The sequence below is a fragment of the Paenibacillus sp. JNUCC 34 genome (assembly GCF_058269055.1).
In genome coordinates this window covers 3,670,652-3,687,453 of the sequence record NZ_CM177770.1, presented here as the reverse complement: position 1 = coordinate 3,687,453, position 16,802 = coordinate 3,670,652, and the positions used below count along the sequence as shown (strand labels likewise).

13 protein-coding genes are annotated in these 16,802 nt (G+C 46.9%); all 13 read left to right on the top strand.

Annotated features, from left to right (window positions below; translation table 11 throughout):
* Window positions 1-65: 65 nt before the first annotated feature.
* The 13 genes from nth (at window position 66) to AC2TF5_RS17140 (ending at window position 16,735) form a co-directional block, all read left to right on the top strand.
* Window positions 66-752: an endonuclease III gene (gene nth / locus AC2TF5_RS17200; RefSeq protein WP_491298337.1), complete on the top strand. Its 687-nt coding sequence runs from the start codon at window positions 66-68 to the stop codon at window positions 750-752.
* A gap of 27 nt (window positions 753-779) precedes the next feature.
* Window positions 780-1,052: an NAD/NADP transhydrogenase alpha subunit gene (locus AC2TF5_RS17195; RefSeq protein WP_491298336.1), complete on the top strand. Its 273-nt coding sequence runs from the start codon at window positions 780-782 to the stop codon at window positions 1,050-1,052.
* A gap of 394 nt (window positions 1,053-1,446) precedes the next feature.
* Window positions 1,447-5,088 carry a dynamin family protein gene (locus AC2TF5_RS17190; protein WP_491298335.1) on the top strand — a complete coding sequence of 1,214 codons (3,642 nt, stop codon included), beginning with the start codon at window positions 1,447-1,449 and terminating at the stop codon, window positions 5,086-5,088.
* Between the two features lie 376 nt (window positions 5,089-5,464).
* The gene (locus tag AC2TF5_RS17185) at window positions 5,465-7,240 is read left to right on the top strand and encodes an ABC transporter ATP-binding protein (protein ID WP_491298334.1); all 1,776 of its coding nucleotides are present in this window, start codon (window positions 5,465-5,467) and stop codon (window positions 7,238-7,240) included.
* A 14-nt stretch (window positions 7,241-7,254) separates the two neighbouring features.
* Window positions 7,255-9,102 (top strand): ABC transporter ATP-binding protein, encoded by a 1,848-nt coding sequence (locus tag AC2TF5_RS17180; RefSeq protein ID WP_491302924.1) that lies wholly within the window; start codon window positions 7,255-7,257, stop codon window positions 9,100-9,102.
* A gap of 134 nt (window positions 9,103-9,236) precedes the next feature.
* A complete protein-coding gene (locus tag AC2TF5_RS17175; RefSeq protein ID WP_491298332.1) occupies window positions 9,237-9,692 on the top strand; it encodes a GNAT family N-acetyltransferase in 456 nt (151 codons plus the stop codon).
* 221 nt (window positions 9,693-9,913) lie between these two features.
* On the top strand, window positions 9,914-11,026 hold the full coding sequence (locus tag AC2TF5_RS17170) for an amidohydrolase/deacetylase family metallohydrolase (protein WP_491298331.1): 1,113 nt from the start codon (window positions 9,914-9,916) through the stop codon (window positions 11,024-11,026).
* Window positions 10,992-12,095: a DgaE family pyridoxal phosphate-dependent ammonia lyase gene (locus tag AC2TF5_RS17165; protein WP_491298330.1), complete on the top strand. Its 1,104-nt coding sequence runs from the start codon at window positions 10,992-10,994 to the stop codon at window positions 12,093-12,095. The genes AC2TF5_RS17170 and AC2TF5_RS17165 overlap by 35 nt, the downstream gene beginning before the upstream one ends.
* 1 nt (window position 12,096) lies before the next feature.
* On the top strand, window positions 12,097-12,852 hold the full coding sequence (gene dagF / locus AC2TF5_RS17160) for a 2-dehydro-3-deoxy-phosphogluconate aldolase (protein WP_491298329.1): 756 nt from the start codon (window positions 12,097-12,099) through the stop codon (window positions 12,850-12,852).
* Window positions 12,845-13,861 carry a sugar kinase gene (locus AC2TF5_RS17155; RefSeq protein ID WP_491298327.1) on the top strand — a complete coding sequence of 339 codons (1,017 nt, stop codon included), beginning with the start codon at window positions 12,845-12,847 and terminating at the stop codon, window positions 13,859-13,861. Before dagF ends, AC2TF5_RS17155 begins: the two co-directional genes overlap by 8 nt.
* Window positions 13,862-13,870: 9 nt before the next feature.
* On the top strand, window positions 13,871-14,584 hold the full coding sequence (locus tag AC2TF5_RS17150) for a GntR family transcriptional regulator (protein ID WP_491298326.1): 714 nt from the start codon (window positions 13,871-13,873) through the stop codon (window positions 14,582-14,584).
* A 184-nt stretch (window positions 14,585-14,768) separates the two neighbouring features.
* Window positions 14,769-15,479 (top strand): CAP domain-containing protein, encoded by a 711-nt coding sequence (locus tag AC2TF5_RS17145; RefSeq protein WP_491298325.1) that lies wholly within the window; start codon window positions 14,769-14,771, stop codon window positions 15,477-15,479.
* 458 nt (window positions 15,480-15,937) lie between these two features.
* Window positions 15,938-16,735: an SDR family oxidoreductase gene (locus AC2TF5_RS17140; protein ID WP_491298323.1), complete on the top strand. Its 798-nt coding sequence runs from the start codon at window positions 15,938-15,940 to the stop codon at window positions 16,733-16,735.
* Window positions 16,736-16,802: the final 67 nt, after the last annotated feature.

Here is a 16,802-nt window from a genome sequence, read left to right as displayed (position 1 = left end):
AGAAACACCGTCTTGATGCGGGGCTTTGTCGCATCAAGACTTTTTTTTTGCGGGAGGGACCTGAAATGAACTCGGCTACGGTACGGCATATACTTGATACGATGGAAAACATGTTTCCGGATGCGCACTGCGAATTGCTTCATGAGAATGCATTCGAACTGACGATAGCTGTTTTGTTGTCGGCTCAGTGCACGGATGCGACAGTTAACAAGGTGACGAAGGATCTGTTCCAAAAATATAAAACACCGCAGGATTATGTTTCGGTATCGATTGAGGAACTGGAACAAGATATCCGGCGGATTGGGTTATACCGTAACAAGGCGAAGCACATCCACAATCTGTGCCGGATATTGATTGAACAGTATGGTGGTGAAGTGCCTGAAGCCCATGATGAGTTGGTGAAGCTTCCAGGCGTCGGACGAAAAACCGCGAATGTGGTCGTATCAAACGCTTTTGGCGTACCTGCCATTGCAGTGGACACCCATGTAGAGCGCGTGTCTAAGCGTCTCGGCCTTGTCGGCTGGGATGACAGTGTACTTGAAGTGGAGAAGAAGCTGATGAAACGAATACCGCGTGAAGAGTGGACCTTAACTCATCACAGGCTTATTTTCTTCGGGAGATATCACTGCAAAGCCCAAAATCCGCAATGCGAGGTATGCCCGCTTCTCGACGTATGTCGTGAAGGGAAGAAGCGTATGAAAACGTCCAAGGTCAGGAAGAATAAGGAACAGACCGCAACAAGCAAGAAATAGACAAGAAGAAAGAGGATGGGATCAAACATGAAATGCATCTCGGTGTACACGGATAACTTCGAATTGTTTTCCGATATTTTTGAGCAAGTGGTAGAGAGCCAACTGGAAGAAGATGAAGAAAAAGAAGTGGAAGGCGTAACATTCAGCAACTCGGGAGAAGCTCCAGAGCATTATTTAGAGCGGATGTCCCAGAAACCTGAAGTTGTTGTTATGCGTGATAAATCAAGAGGTTTGACCATCCTGCAGCATGGCAATGTCTTTGAAATTCTAATTCCGGGGGCAGAGAGCGCAGCCTTGTAATAAACCATACGTAAGATATTAAGAAATCGGTCCCGAAAGGGGCCGTTTTTTTTGAGGTTGTTAAACGGAATGGTGATTTCTTTACGGGCCGGGTGGTGTTACAATAAAATAATCTGAGAATATGTGACATTCATTATAGTGCGAGTTCAAAAAGTCAGCTTTTCAGCACCGAAGCATATGCTTCCGATGTGCGTTTTTCAAAACGCTTGAGTTGGATGAAGCTAGGGATTGAGGAGCGGAGCGTAGGCAGAACCTACGTGAGCACCGGAAGGCCCGGCAGAATTCAAGATTCGACGCCGAGTTACTTCCCGAATCACTTCGTGATCAAAAGCGGACTTTTTGAACAACCTCTTAATAGATAAGATGGACAGGAGCGAGGATGACATTGAAGCTAATGACTGAACATGAAACCGGATACAGCACCAGCGGGTTAGAGGCTGTCCGAGATCGTTTTGTGGAATGGAATGACGAGTCGTCCGCGGCTCTAATTGAAGATTTGATGCGTAAACAAGTTGCTGGTGAACTGACACTTGCATTTTGTGGGCATTTTTCGGCGGGGAAATCAAGTATGATCAATGCACTGTGCGGTAAAAAAGTGCTTCCATCAGGCCCGGTTCCGACGAGTGCTAATGTGGTTACGATCCGAAATGGTGCTTCCAAGGCCGTCATTCATCGTCCGGACGGTGGTCTGGGTGAAACGCTGAATGTGAGTACGGAGGAGCTAGCAGCTTACTGTAAAGAAGGCGGGGAGTATTCCGCGATCGAAGTATGGGATGACATTTCAATTCTGGGCGATCATGGAGTACTGATGGATACACCTGGTGTTGATTCTACGGATGACGGACACCGGCAGGCGACACATTCGGCTCTTCATATGGCTGATGTTGTTTTTTATGTGATGGATTACAATCATGTGCAGTCCGAAAGTAATCTGTTGTTTGCGAAAAGTTTGTCGGATTGGGGCAAACCGTTGTATTTAATCGTGAATCAGATTGACAAACATCGCGATGAGGAACTATCTTTATCGTCTTATTTAGATGATGTAAAAAAGGCATTTGCCCAGTGGAAGGTCCGTTATAGCGGACTGATGTGCGTTTCTTTGAAAGTGTGGGACCATCCTTACAATCAGTGGAATGATTTGAAGACCGTTATAGGCAAGCTGCTGGGTAGCCGGGAAGCGCTACTGGATTATAGTGTGGCATGCTCCGCGCGTCATGCAGCAGATCATCATGCAGAAGCATATATTCGGAGTCATCAGGAAGAGAAAGAACAGCTGCTGGATGAAATGGGCGGAGAAGCAGTCGCTGCGGCTTTACATGCCCGAGTAAGAGAACTGGAACAAGAACAAAAAACGCTCAGCCAGCTTTCGGACGAGGTAAGCGCCGAACTCCGTCGTGAAGGAGATCATCTGCTTGCGAATGCCAATCTGACACCAGCAGATATTAGGGATTTGGCGCTCTCCTTTTTGGAGAGTCGCCAGCGCGGGTTTAAAAAAGGATTTCTGTTCACTTCTGCGAAAACGGAGGAGGAGCGGGCAAAAAGGCTTGAGATGTTCCATCAGCGGCTGTCTGAACAAGTAACAGCCCAAGTGGATTGGCACGCTCGAAATTTGTTCAGATCCTTTGTGGAACGATTTGAACCATGGAATAAGGAATGGGATGGGGTGGTGGATGACCTCCTTCCGACTCTCTCCCAGGATCGTATCACCAGCACAGTCAATCCAGAGGCAGTCATTTCTGGTGAGTACGTGCTCAATTACTGCAAGTTGCTGTCCGAGGAAATCAAGGGCAGCTACCGCCGAGCCGTGTCGGAGCTCGCTGACCGGTTACGGGCCTTGGTGGCGGACGACACCGCCGTCCGCCTGAAGGCGCTGGAGCGCCAGCACGCGGAGCTGCTGGCGCAATCGGCGGCTTCCGCCCGCTACGCTGCTTTGCAGCGGGCGGAAGAGGGCCGCGCCCTTGCTGCGGCACAGCTCGTGCCGCAGCTTACCTCCCTCACCCCCGGCCTCCTGCCGGAGGTGAGGGAGCCGGCTGCGCTGCCGCAGGCCGCAGCCAGCGCGGGTTCCCCTGCTGCGCAGCAGGGGAACGGCGGCCCTGCGCCCCAGCGCAGCGCACCGCAGGGCGCGGCCGGGGGCCGGCGCCAGCGGCTGGAAGCCGCGGCAGCGGAGCTGCGGGCCGCGGCGGCGCTAATGGCGCCGTATCCCGCGTTGGCCTCGCCCGCGCGGGATTTGACCGCTCGTGCGGATGCGCTTGCGGGCGGCTCGTTCACGTTGGCGCTGTTCGGGGCGTTCAGCGCCGGCAAGTCTTCATTCGCCAACGCGCTGCTCGGCGAATCGGTTCTGCCGGTGTCACCGCATCCAACGACAGCCGCGGTGAACCGGATTGTCGTTCCGATAGCAGAGCATCCTCACGGAACTGCCGCTGTGCGTATGAAGACGAGAGTGAGCTGGTGGGATGATCTCAAATATTCCTTCAGTGTGCTAGGTTTATCGGAACCGGATGAGGATAGCTGGAGAAAGACGGCGGAAGGACTGACGCCAGAAGGTGTCCATCCTGCTGGCCTGCCACATTACGGCTTCTTAAAAGCCGCGGCCGCCGGTTGGGAAGGCATGAATGGGAAATTGGGAACGACTGAGTCCGTCGGCATGGAGGAGTACCGCAGCTTTGTAGCTGACGAGACGAAATCATGTTATGTCGACGGTATTGATCTGTATTACAGCTGTCCACTCACAGAGCAAGGAATCGTGCTGGTCGATACACCGGGAGCAGATTCACTCCATGCCCGTCATACGGGGGTAACTTTCAGTTATATCAAGAATGCAGATGCGATTGTATATGTTACGTATTACAACCATGCCTTCTCTAAAGCCGATAGGCAGTTTCTGTCTCAGCTTGGACGGGTGAAGGACAGCTTTTCGCTAGATAAAATGTTTTTTGTGGTCAATGCCGCCGACTTGGCCTCTTCCCCTGAAGAGCTGGATGAAGTGGTCGCCCACGTCCGCAGCAATTTGGTTACTAGCGGTGTTAACAGTCCACATATTTTCCCTGTGTCCAGCCTGTTAGCTTTAAGAGGCAAGCTCAGCGAGAATGAAGAAGAACTGCATGCATCCGGTTTTATGCCATTTGAGAAATCGCTGGACCGATTCGCACTGGAGGATCTGCCTGGGTTATCGCTGCGGGCAGGTTATGACGAAATATCATCTGCAAGACGGCGGGCTGAAGCCTGGGCTGAGCTTGCCGAGCAGGATGAAGATACGCGCAGCCGCCGAATCAAAGGTCTTGAATTAGTAGGTGTAAAGGCGCTGGAATATTTCAACGCCTTAAAATCAATAGATATGTCGCGAGAAATCGCTCAGGAATGCGGAGAGCTGCTCTTTCATGTCCGTCAGCGGCTGGATTATGCGATGGGGAGATTTTTTCAAGAAGCATTTCATCCTTCTGTACTCAGGGAGGATGCCGGAAACCTGAAATCTGCATTTGCCGCATGCGGCCGGGATCTGCAGCGTACACTGTCTGTAGAGCTTGATCAAGAGTTTTGGGCGACCACCCTGCGACTGGAGCAAAAGGGCCGTGTATTAGCGGAAGAAGCTGCCCGGCACACACTGCATGAAATCAGCAGTCTTACAGAAGGTTTGGAACTCTCCTTGCGTCAAGACAGGGAATGGGCAACTCCTGAGTTGGAAGAGACCGAGCTGATTGTGGAAGGAAGCTGGATTTCCTACTGGTCTCACTTCAAGAATCCGAAACATTTTTTCGAAGGACACGGAAGCCAGAAACTACGTGAAGCGGCTGAGCCGAAAGTCAAGGAGGCGGCAGCTGCCGTAGTCAAACAGCGTGAAATCCTTCTTGCAGCCTACTACGCGGAGGAGATTAAGCAGTCACTTGAAATGCATTCTAATGTGCTACAGGAACAACTGGAGGAATCCGTCAAAGCGATGGTTGTATCCTTGCAGGACGGACAATCATCTGATATGTGGCGTAAGCTTTCTGAACGTCTTTTGGAGTTGGAACAGAGGTTGCCAAGAGTCGATAAATAGAAAAACAATGTGAAGAGGGAATCCGGATTTATATCCGGGTTCCCTTTTAATGTATGAGATTGCAGATGGTAGTGGTGAACCAAGGTGGTCACCACTCTCTTATTAACATTAATAGTAAGAAATATGAGCTGCAAAAAACGAAAAAATGACTGTTCTTTCGTGTTCTGATATGTAAAAAAGAAGCCGTTTCCATATCGTCAGGATTAACGAGAATTACTGACTATTTAATTATGAACGTATGAAAAGTTGCACTAAATGACTAGTTAAGGACGCATTGGCTCATTTATGACGGTTTATTCTCTTTGCCGCTTTAACAGGTCGATGATAAACTTCATAAATGCTACATAACTGATCGTAAATTTGAGGGAGGAAAAACATGAATGTTCTCAGGCAACTGCAGGGCTTCTTCTGGGAGAAACGAAGCTATCTCTTTCTTTCCATACTGTGTTTGGCGATGGCGACCGCACTTGGCCTCGTGTACCCGCACCTGCTGCAGCGGCTGATTGATGATGCAATCAAGCCGAAAAATTTCAGTCTCGTACCACAGCTAGCCCTAACGGTCGTAGGGGTAGTAACACTCAAAGCTATCTTACAGTTTTTACACGGATTTTTCGGAGGACGACTCGGTAACTTTTTGGCTTATAAAATGCGGAATGCCTGCTATGAAAAGCTACAGTTTCTGTCTTTCCGATACTATGACACCGCCCGTACAGGCGATTTAATGTCCCGTTTAACGGGTGACCTCGAAGCGATCCGGCAATTTATCGGCTTCGGCTTTGCCCAGATTTTGAACGTTGTACTGATGGTTGTCTTCGGTTCGGCAATGATGCTCTCCATCAGCTGGAAGCTGACGCTGATCACACTAGTATGTATGCCGTTTCTCGTAGTAACAGCGCTAAAGTTCGAATCTAAAATCCATCCGGCTTTCCAGGAAATGAGGCTCGCGTTGAGCTCGCTCACAACGTCGGTTCAGGAGAATATTACAGGCGTCCGTACCGTCAAATCGTTCGCCCGCGAACCGCATGAAGTAGAGAAATTTTCGGGACGAAACGAGCGTTATAAATCCAACCAGATTTTTGCCGCGACTCTATGGGCACGCTTCTTCCCGTTGATGGAGTTGTTTGCCAACATTAGCGTTGTTATCCTGCTGCTAGCAGGCGGGATTATGGTTATTAATAATGAGCTTACATTAGGTCAACTGGTCGCTTTTTTCAGCTTGATCTGGTACATTATCGGGCCGATGTGGAGTATCGGATTCCATATCAACAACTACACACAATCGAAGGCATCCGGTGAGCGCGTATTGGAACTGCTGAACCAACCGATTGATGTCGAGGATCGGGAAGATGCCGTCACATTAGACCCGTCTCAAGTGAAGGGGCATGTCGTTTTTGATAGTGTAACATTTGCTTACGGCAACAAGATGGCTGCTGTTAAAAACATTAATTTGAACGCGCCACCGGGTTCGGTTATCGGTCTGCTGGGCGGTACAGGTTCCGGTAAATCGACGATTATACAGCTGCTGATGCATGCTTATAATGTGAATTCCGGCAATATCACGCTGGATGGCGTCAATATTAAGGATATTAAAATCCGCAGCCTGCGCAGCCAGATTGCCACCGTGTTCCAGGAGACGTTTCTGTTCTCCTCGAGCATTCGCAACAACATTGCATACGGTAAGAATGTGTCGATGGACGACATTATCCGGGCAGCAAAATTGGCAAAAGCTCATGATTTCATTATGGAAATGGAGCATGGTTACGATACGATTGTCGGTGAACGCGGTATGGGGCTTTCCGGCGGTCAAAAGCAGCGGATCGCCATCGCACGGGCGCTGCTGGTAGACCCGAAAATACTAATTTTGGACGATGCGACCAGTGCGGTCGACATGGAAACTGAGCACGAAATCCAGTCCGGCTTTCAGGAGGTAATGAACGGTAGAACGACGTTTATTATCGCTCACCGGATCTCGTCTCTAAGGCATGCGGACGAAATTCTTGTCCTCGATGAAGGCCGTGTTGTGCAGCGCGGTAAACATGATGAATTGATCATGGAAGAAGGTCCTTATCAGGATGTTTACAAAATTCAATACGCGGACCTGATTGCCCGCCGTGCTGCTTCGGGCAATGGGGAAGGGCAGGTGCAGGCATGAGTGCGGAATTAAATATGGAGCGAAAACCGAAACAGAAGGCTCCACAGGGTGGAAAAGCCAATGGAGTAACGGGCGAACGATTTGTGTACCAGGATGACGATGCGATTGAAAAGCAGTTTAACTGGAAACAGCTGACGCGGCTCATATCCTATATGAAGCCGTATGCCAAACAAATGGTGCCGCTGATCATCGTGCTTATGATCATCGGTACCGTAACGAAGCTGACTGTACCATATTTAACGGGTACGGCGATAGACAAGGCGATTTCGCCAGAGTCCGGCAGCCCGAACCTCAATCTGCTGTATAAGATTACGATTGCTGTCTTGATGCTCTATATCATCCAGTACATCACGGGTATTTTCCGGATAAAATACACAAACATTATTGGCCAGCGGGTTATTTATGACCTGCGGACAGATCTGTTCCAACACATTCAGCGCTTGTCCTTTAACTTTTTTGACAAACGTCCGGCAGGCTCCGTTCTGGTACGGGTAACCAATGACGTCAATTCCCTACAGGATCTGTTCACGAACGGTGTGGTCAACCTGCTAATTGACTGCGTTCAGCTCGTCGGGATCGTCATTATCCTGCTTGCGATTAACTGGAAGCTAGGTCTTGCTGTTATCGTGACGGTACCGGTCATGTTCTTCATCTCTACGACCCTACGGGTCCGAATCCGCCGGGCGTGGCAGGATGTCCGCACGAAAAACTCGCGGATCAACTCCCACTTGAACGAGTCGATCCAAGGAATTCGGGTAACCCAAGCTTACACACAGGAAGAAGAAAACATGAAATTCTTCGACGAAATGAACATGGACAGTAAAAAATCGTGGGATAAAGCGTCCGCGATGAACCAGGCCTTCGGTCCGTTGATTGAAATTACGGGCGGTGTTGGTACGTTGATCTTGTTCTGGCTGGGTGCAAGCTTGATTCAGAGCGGGGAGCTGACGATAGGTCTGCTTATTGCGTTCTCCAACTACGTCGGAAACTTTTGGGAGCCGATCAACCGTCTGGGAATGATGTATAACCAGCTTCTGGTGGCGATGGCTTCCTCAGAACGAATTTTTGAGTTTATTGACGAGAAGCCTAGCATTGATGACGAACCAGGTGCGCAAAAGCTGCCAAAAATTAAAGGTGACATCAAACTGCAAAACGTTGTGTTTGAGTACGAAAAGGGCCGTCAGGCGTTAAAAGGGATCAATCTGGACGTTAAAGCCGGACAGTCTATTGCGTTGGTCGGTCATACTGGCTCCGGTAAGAGTACTATTATCAACTTGCTTAGCCGGTTCTATGATATAACCGATGGCGATATTACGATCGATGGCCATGATATTCGCAAGGTGACAGTAGAAAGTCTCCGCAACCAGATTGGCGTAGTCCTTCAGGATACGTTCATCTTCTCGGGAACGATTCGGGATAATATTCGTTTTGGGCGGCTGGATGCAACGGACGAAGAAATTGAAGCGGTAGCCAAAGCCGTAGATGCCCACGATTTTATCGTGAATATGCCGGGCGGATACGATACTGAAGTTGAAGAGCGTGGTAATATGTTGTCCATGGGGCAACGACAGCTGCTCTCATTCGCCAGAGCACTTCTTGCAGATCCCCGGATTCTCATTCTGGACGAAGCGACCGCATCCATCGATACGGAGACGGAACTTAAAATCCAGGATGCGCTGAAGGTGCTTTTGAAAGACCGAACATCCTTTATTGTCGCACACCGACTGTCCACGATTCGTCATGCCGATCATATCGTTGTTTTGGACCATGGGCGCGTGATTGAAGAAGGGGATCATAACCATCTTATGAAAATTAAGGGAACTTATTATGGGCTGATTGAAGCTCAATACAAGTTTTTGTAAAATTCGGGAGAAGAAACCTGACTGATTAAGGAGAATTTTGTCGTTCAACTCTTGCAATCTTCTTCAGAAACTACGAAAATAGATAAAGTGGAGTTGAAATCATAGAAGAAGGGAAGCATGAGGGTATAATGAGCATGGAAAGCGTCTTATCTGCGCCTGCACTGCTGGTTCGAACGTTTGAGAAGAAAGATTTGGAATCTGTCACGTCTCTGTTGCGTGAATTAAATTATCCGACTACGCTGAATGTTATGCGTGAACGGATGGAGACGATGGCATGCAACCCGCTGCACTGTAACATGATTGCAGAGCTTGACGGCAAGGTAGTTGGTATGATGATGCTTCGTCAAGTCAAATCTTTCGCAAGGACCGAACCGGTCACTCAAATCACTTCGTTGATTGTAACCTCAAGCTGCCGCAGCCAAGGAATCGGCAAACGATTGGTACGCGGAGCAGAGACATGGGGAAAACAGCAAGGAAGCGACCTCTTGTTTCTCACAAGCGGCAACCGGGAAGGCTTAGCCCCGGCACATGCATTTTTTGAACATATCGGATTTGAAAAAGCGGGTTATCAGTTCGTTAAACAGCTGTAGACGCCCCTTTTTCTCCAGCCCGCTCCTGACCTATGGGATCGGGCTTCTCTTTTTTCACAAAATACACAGTCCTCGCAGGAACGGTTTGCTCTTCAACAATTGAAGACAAGTCGTTTTTTTAATGTGAAGAATTTCAAACATTATAATGTTTTGATTTACAATACGTTACTACCATGCTATCGTAAACATTATAACGTTATATCATACAAAAGGTGAGGACAGTGAATGAAAAATTAGTACTACGTCACGTAAAACACGTGAACGGAGAAGAGATCGATATTGAGATCGAGAATGGCAAGATTGTCGGAATCACTTCTGCCGGAGAGGGATGCGGATCGCATGTTGTGGATGGTTGTGGTGCCTATGTGTCCAGCGGTTGGATTGATATGCACGTTCATGCTTTTCCTGAATTTGATCCCTACGGCGATGAGATGGATGAGATTGGAGTTAAGCAGGGTGTCACGACGATTGTGGATGCTGGAAGCTGTGGCGCGGACCGGATTTCTGATCTGGCTGCCCATAGAGAACAAGCAAAGACCCAAGTTTATGCATTTTTGAACATTTCGCACATCGGATTAGCTAGAATCGATGAATTATCAAATCTCGAATGGATTGCTCGGGAAATGGTTAAACAGTCGGTCGAAGCGTACAGTGATTTCATCGTAGGTTTAAAGGCGCGGATCAGCAGAAGCGTGGTCGGCACAAGCGGTGTGGAGCCGCTCCGGATTGCTCGGGAGCTTTCCTGCGATACAGGGCTGCCGATAATGGTCCACATCGGATCAGGACCTCCAGATATACGGGAGGTAATTGCTCTTTTACAGCGAAATGATGTAATTACACATTACCTTAACGGAAAGAAGAATAATCTGTTCGATGCTGAAGGCAGACCCCTTCAGGAATTCAGCGATGCGATTGGCAGAGGGGTTCACCTTGATGTTGGTCACGGTACAGCCAGCTTTTCCTTTAAAGTGGCTGAAGCAGCTAAACAGCACGGTATTGGATTGCATACGATCAGCACGGACATTTACAGGGGAAATCGACTGAATGGTCCAGTGTTCAGTATGGGAAAAGTTCTTTCCAAATTTTTGTACTTAGGGTACTCCCTTGAAGAAACCATTGCTGCTGTCACCACACACGCGGCGGCTTGGCTAGGTAAACCGGAGCTTGGGCGAATTCAGGTAGGTGACCGTGCAAATCTGACACTGTTTACGCTGGACAATAAAACAGTCGAGCTCATCGATTCCGAAGGGGAACGCAGAGTTGCGAATCAAGTCATTGAAGCTAAGGGAGTGATTGTCGATGGGGAATTCATTGAATGCGAAGTACGGTCTTAAACGAGTCATTAATGCCAGTGGACGCATGAGTATACTGGGGGTGTCTGCTCCGACGAATACCGTGATGGAGGCGATGAAGCAGGGCGGACAAAGCTATGTGGAAATCGCAGATTTAGTTGATAAAGCAGGCGATTACATAGCACGTATTCTCGGTTCAGAGGCAGCTGTCGTTGTAAACTCGGCTTCCAGCGGTATCGCCCTTTCTGTAGCTGCTATCGTTACACGTGGAAACCGCCGCCTAAGCGAACGTCTTCACCAAGAGGATATTTACAGAAATGAGATCATCATTCTTAAAGGCCATAACGTGCAATATGGTGCTCCTGTGGAAACGATGGTGTATCTGGGTGGTGGAAAGCTGGTTGAAGTGGGTTATGCTAATGAAGGCCGGGCAGAGCATATCGAAGACGCCATAACGGACAAAACTGCGGCTGTTCTTTATGTGAAATCGCACCACGCTGTCCAAAAAAACATGATCTCTGTAGAAGAGGCATGGGAAGTTGCCCAGCGCAAAGGCGTTCCACTGATTGTTGATGCGGCAGCAGAAGAGGATATTCAGAAATATGTGAAATACGCTGATCTTGCGATTTACAGCGGGTCCAAAGCGATCGAAGGTCCAACATCAGGGATTGTCGGCGGGAAGCGGACTTATATTGAATGGTTAAAGGTACAGCTTCACGGAATCGGACGCAGTATGAAGGTCGGTAAGGAGTCAACGTTTGGGCTGCTTCAGGCAATCGATGAATATATCGTCAAAAAAGATAACAGTGAGCAGGAAAAAGATGAGCTTCAGAAGCTGATGCCACTAAATGAAGTTCCAGGTGTGCAAGTATCGGTTGTCCAGGACGAAGCCGGCCGGGCTATTTATCGCGCAAGAGTGAAGATTGATCCAGCTCAGGCAGGAACAACGGCGAAGGAAGTCGCCGGAGGACTGCAAAATGGTGAGATTGCGATCTACACGCGGGATTACGGTGTAAGGCAAGGTTATTTCGATATTGATCCACGTTCGCTTATGGGCGACGATATTCTCGTTATACAATCCAAAATACGTGAATTAGCAGGGGGAAAGTAATATGTCACAAATATCAAAGCGTTTTTATAGAGACCGTGTTGCATTGAATGTATTAACTAAAGGTGTTGAGAACGCTAAAGACATATTTGAAGCGGCAGAGGGATATGTACTGGTCGGTGTATTATCCAAAGATTACGCTTCTGTTGAAGAAGCCGTAACTGCAATGAAAATATACGGAAAGGAAATAGATGATGCTGTATCCATCGGACTTGGCGGTGGCGACAATCGTCAGGCGGCAATGGTAGCTGAAATTGCTAAACATTATCCTGGCAGTCATATTAATCAGGTGTTCCCAGCTGTAGGAGCGACACGGGCCAATCTGGGTGATCAGGATAGCTGGATTAACAGCTTGGTGTCTCCTTCCGGACGACCTGGGTTTGTAAATATCTCGACGGGTCCGATTAGTTCCGCACATAGCGAACATGCCGTGGTACCGATCAAGTCGGCGATAGCTCTAGTACGTGATATGGGCGGTAATGCATTGAAATATTTCCCAATGCAGGGATTAAGCCGTGAAGATGAATTCCGTGCTATCGCGAAAGCTTGTGCTGAAGAAGGATTTGCCTTGGAGCCTACCGGTGGTATTGATAAGGAAAATTTTGAACCTATCCTCCGAATTGCTCTGGAAGCCGGCGTACATAAGGTCATTCCGCATGTGTATACTTCAATTATGGACTCGGAAACAGGTAAAACCAATATTGAAGATGTTCGTGAACTGGTTGGAATTATGAAAAAGTTGGCGGATGATTATGCCTAAGAGAATTGCAGCTTTCGGAGAGGTTATGATGCGGCTCCAAGTGCCCGGATATGATCTGTTGTCACAGAGCAACATATTGAACTATACATTCTCCGGCACCGGCGTAAACGTTGTTTCCGCTTTGGCGCGCTTTGGGCATACAGGGCACCTCGTTTCCCGTTTGCCTGGAAATTCGTTAGGGGACGCAGCAGCAGCATATTTAAGAAAATTGGGCATTGCCTCATCTTTAATTCATCGTGGCGGCAATTATTTGGGAATGTATTTTTTGGAGAACGGTTTTGGCGTTCGGCCGAGCCGAGTAACGTATAGTAACCGCTTGGAGAGCAGCTTTAATACAGCTCTGGTCGGAGAGTATGATTATGACGATATTGCAGCCCAGATTGATGCAGTACATTTCTGCGGAATCTCACTGGCGATGAATGATGGTGTCCGTTATCATATAAAGTCTCTGGCCCGAGCTGTTAAGCAGCGTGGCGGAAGTGTAATCTTTGATTGCAACTACCGTCCCTCCCTTTGGGGGGATGATGGGTATGTGAAGGCCAAACCGCATTATGAGGAAATGCTTCACCTCTCTGATATTGTCATTATGAATGAAAAAGATGCTATTTATACGCTTGGAATGGTTACAGAGAAAACGGATCGTACAGAGCAGCTAATGGAGCTGATTCCTGCCGTTGCGAAGCAGTACCAGGTTCAAGTCATTGCAGGAACACACCGGTCCATCAACAACGATAATACGCATACACTGCGCGGATATCTATTCAAGAATGAATGCTTCAGCTTCTCTGATCAACTTACGTTTTCCGTCTATGATAGAATAGGTGCTGGAGATGCCTTTGCGAGCGGAATTATTCATGGTGAGATGGAAGGATTCCCACCGGAAAAGACTGTACGGTTTGCAGCGGCAGCCAGCATGCTGGCGCACACCGTGTCCGGGGATACTCCCATGGCATCGGATATGGAGATCGTTCGGGCAATGACCGAATCTGTAGGCGATGTAGAAAGGTAGTGGAAAGTTGTGAGCTTATCCCGTAAAGATAGGCCCTTATATTTGCAAATCAAAAATATATTAAAGGATCGTATCCTATACGGCGTTTATCCGCTCGGAACCCATATTCCTTCCGAACCTCAGTTGGAGAAGGAATTCGGTGTGAGCAAAATTACGGTCAGGGGTGCCATTCAAGAACTCGTTCAGGAAGGTTATCTGGAGAAGGGGAGTGGAAAAGGGACAAAAGTAATCCGTATTACGTCCACATCCAAACTATCCAGATGGAAACGTTTTACAGAGATTTTGGTTGAACAAGGACATCAGATTCAAAAACAATGGCTACGTGCAGAAATAGAGCAAAACGAAGCGGGTACCGAGCCCTATCGTTTGTTTGGTGAGAGCTGCCTGAGGCTAGAGCGCGTTTATTTTTTGGATGACGTGCCTTACATTTATTACACACACTATTTGACAAATACGATCGATGATTTGGATTTGTCGGATTTAAATGCCCAGTCACTGTACGGCTTGCTGGAGGATCAGAACATCTCACTGGATAAACTGCGAGATGAATTTGATGTGGCTGCTCCTCCGGAGCACATAGCGACAATGCTTCAGATCAGTACAGGAAAGCCGTTGTTGAAAAGATCGCGTTATTCCTATGATGAGCAGGGAAATGTGAGAGAATACAGTATTGGCTATTACAATACGGAGCTTCAAAACTATGTAGTAAATTACGAGGTGTAATCTAGTTCAAGCCGCAGTTAAGGTTATCTTCCAACGTTTTTTGTTGGTGGTTAGCCTTTTTTGCGTTGCCCGCAGATTCATTTCCAAGATTTGAAGGATGGCTTGAGGTTTCAAACATGTTACACTGTGTCTGCGGTTGATTACAAAAATGTAACTAATTTTTTACTAAAGGAGATGTAAATTCATGAAAAAACCAATGATAAAAAAGATAGTTAGTACTGGTTTCGTAGCCGTTTTGTCCGTAGGTATTATGCTTCCTGCATCTGCGTCTGCAGCAACACCGACAGAAAGTGCACAGAGCTGGCAGCAAAAGATCCAACAACTCTTGGAAAGTCAAGGCTGGGGTGGGAACTTAAATTGCGTTGTTCAAAAACCGGATTTCAAACCGCAACCGGAAAAACCGTCAACTCCAGAAGTGGAAAAACCATCAACCCCAGAAGTGGATAAACCGTCAACTTCTACACCATCGACCAGTAAGCCTGCTGAGCCAGAACAACCGTCAACGCCTGCTAATACGACAGATAAATCTACTTTTGCAAGCCAAGTAGTAGATCTTGTGAATAAAGAACGTGCAAAAGCCGGTCTAAAAGCTTTGACTGTTAATGAAAAACTAACAGGTATGGCTGTAGACAAGGCTAAAGATATGAATAATAACAATTATTTTGATCATAATTCCCCAACCTATGGTTCTCCACTTGATATGATGAAGCAATACGGTATCTCTTACAGTTATGCTGGTGAGAATATCGCTAAGGGTCAGCCTACGCCGGAGAAAGTGATGGATTCTTGGATGAATAGTGAGGGTCACCGTAAAAACATCATGTCTCCTAACTTTACGATGATCGGTGTTGGGTACTACAACGGTTACTGGGTTCAGGAATTCATTAGTCAGTAATCGTTCAGAAGCAGTATAAGAGCAGGGATTCCCTTATTATGATCTAATCACAAAAAATCTGATAAAAGAAAGGGTTTAACATATTAGCTATTTCTATTATGTTAAACCCTTTTGTTTTCTCTTTTTGTGCTCCTATGTAACACTCCATCTTAGATATTAATTAGGAGTGCAAATTCTTGCATATAACTTTGATTATCGCTATTATTAAATAAGAGATGCCAGCTAAAGGAGAACAGAACATATATGTGTACTCTTTAATAGTAAGGTTTAGCCAGAGGGAATACCACAAATAGTGTTTATACACTATTTAATTCGGTGTTCGTATCTTTAACCTTACAGGGTATGCAGGGATGTGTGTATCATAAACCCGTCGTACGGATACCTAAATAGGTATCTTTTTTAGTTTTCGGGGAGTTTGCATCTCTTTTGATCTTTACCTGCGTATCCTCCAAAAATGAATGGAGGAATACTTAAATGATCTCTTTAAAAACAAAATTGCAATTGTTACAGGAGCAAGCAGATCAACAGGAATCGGAACAGCTATCTGTCGTTCGCTTGCAAAATTAGGAGCAGATATATTCTTTACTCATTGGTGTATTTTCGATGAAACAGACGGAAATGGCGGAGAACCGGAATGGCCAGAACATTTATTAAAAGAACTGGTAGGACTCGGTGTCAGAGCAAGTCATATGGAAGTTGACTTTGCAAACCCGGAGATGCCTGCTCTTATAATGGATCAGGTAGAAACAACTTTAGGGGTGCCATCTATTTTGATTAACAATGCAACCTATGAATCCCCAACAAACTATAGGAATCTAAATAGAAAGATGATAGATCAACACTTCGATGTTAACAATCGTGGAACGATATTACTGACTACAGAGTTTGCAAAGAGATTTGAAGATAATAAACTCTTTAAGGAAACTCCAGGAAGAATTATATTTATGATTTCAGGGGGACCGAACCCAAATAACTTAGCTTATATTGCAACAAAGGGCGCACTTATTGCTTTAGTTGAACCTTTATCGGTTGGTTTAGCTCCATTGAATATAACAGTTAATGGTTTTAATCCTGGTCCCACTGATTCAGGTTGGATAAGCGAAGAAATGAAGGAACAATATCTTCCATTGTTTCCTATGGGACGTATTGGAACGCCAGAAGATGCTGCTAGGGGAATTAGCTTTTTGGCGAGTGATGAATCACAGTGGATTACTGGACAAATAATAAAATCTGAAGGCGGCTTTCAGGGGAGGTAATGATTTAACCCCTTATGGATAATTTCTATATAGCATAAGGGGTTATACATTATTTTCTTTACTGCTC

Bases quoted from the DNA above. Each gene is read 5' to 3' on its own strand.
- nth (WP_491298337.1), top strand. From the start codon at position 66: ATGAACTCGGCTACGGTACGGCATATACTTGATACGATGGAAAACATG.
- AC2TF5_RS17195 (WP_491298336.1), top strand. From the start codon at position 780: ATGAAATGCATCTCGGTGTACACGGATAACTTCGAATTGTTTTCCGAT.
- AC2TF5_RS17190 (WP_491298335.1), top strand. From the start codon at position 1,447: ATGACTGAACATGAAACCGGATACAGCACCAGCGGGTTAGAGGCTGTC.
- AC2TF5_RS17185 (WP_491298334.1), top strand. From the start codon at position 5,465: ATGAATGTTCTCAGGCAACTGCAGGGCTTCTTCTGGGAGAAACGAAGC.
- AC2TF5_RS17180 (WP_491302924.1), top strand. From the start codon at position 7,255: ATGGAGCGAAAACCGAAACAGAAGGCTCCACAGGGTGGAAAAGCCAAT.
- AC2TF5_RS17175 (WP_491298332.1), top strand. From the start codon at position 9,237: ATGGAAAGCGTCTTATCTGCGCCTGCACTGCTGGTTCGAACGTTTGAG.
- AC2TF5_RS17165 (WP_491298330.1), top strand. From the start codon at position 10,992: ATGGGGAATTCATTGAATGCGAAGTACGGTCTTAAACGAGTCATTAAT.
- dagF (WP_491298329.1), top strand. From the start codon at position 12,097: ATGTCACAAATATCAAAGCGTTTTTATAGAGACCGTGTTGCATTGAAT.
- AC2TF5_RS17155 (WP_491298327.1), top strand. From the start codon at position 12,845: ATGCCTAAGAGAATTGCAGCTTTCGGAGAGGTTATGATGCGGCTCCAA.
- AC2TF5_RS17145 (WP_491298325.1), top strand. From the start codon at position 14,769: ATGAAAAAACCAATGATAAAAAAGATAGTTAGTACTGGTTTCGTAGCC.
- AC2TF5_RS17140 (WP_491298323.1), top strand. From the start codon at position 15,938: ATGGAGGAATACTTAAATGATCTCTTTAAAAACAAAATTGCAATTGTT.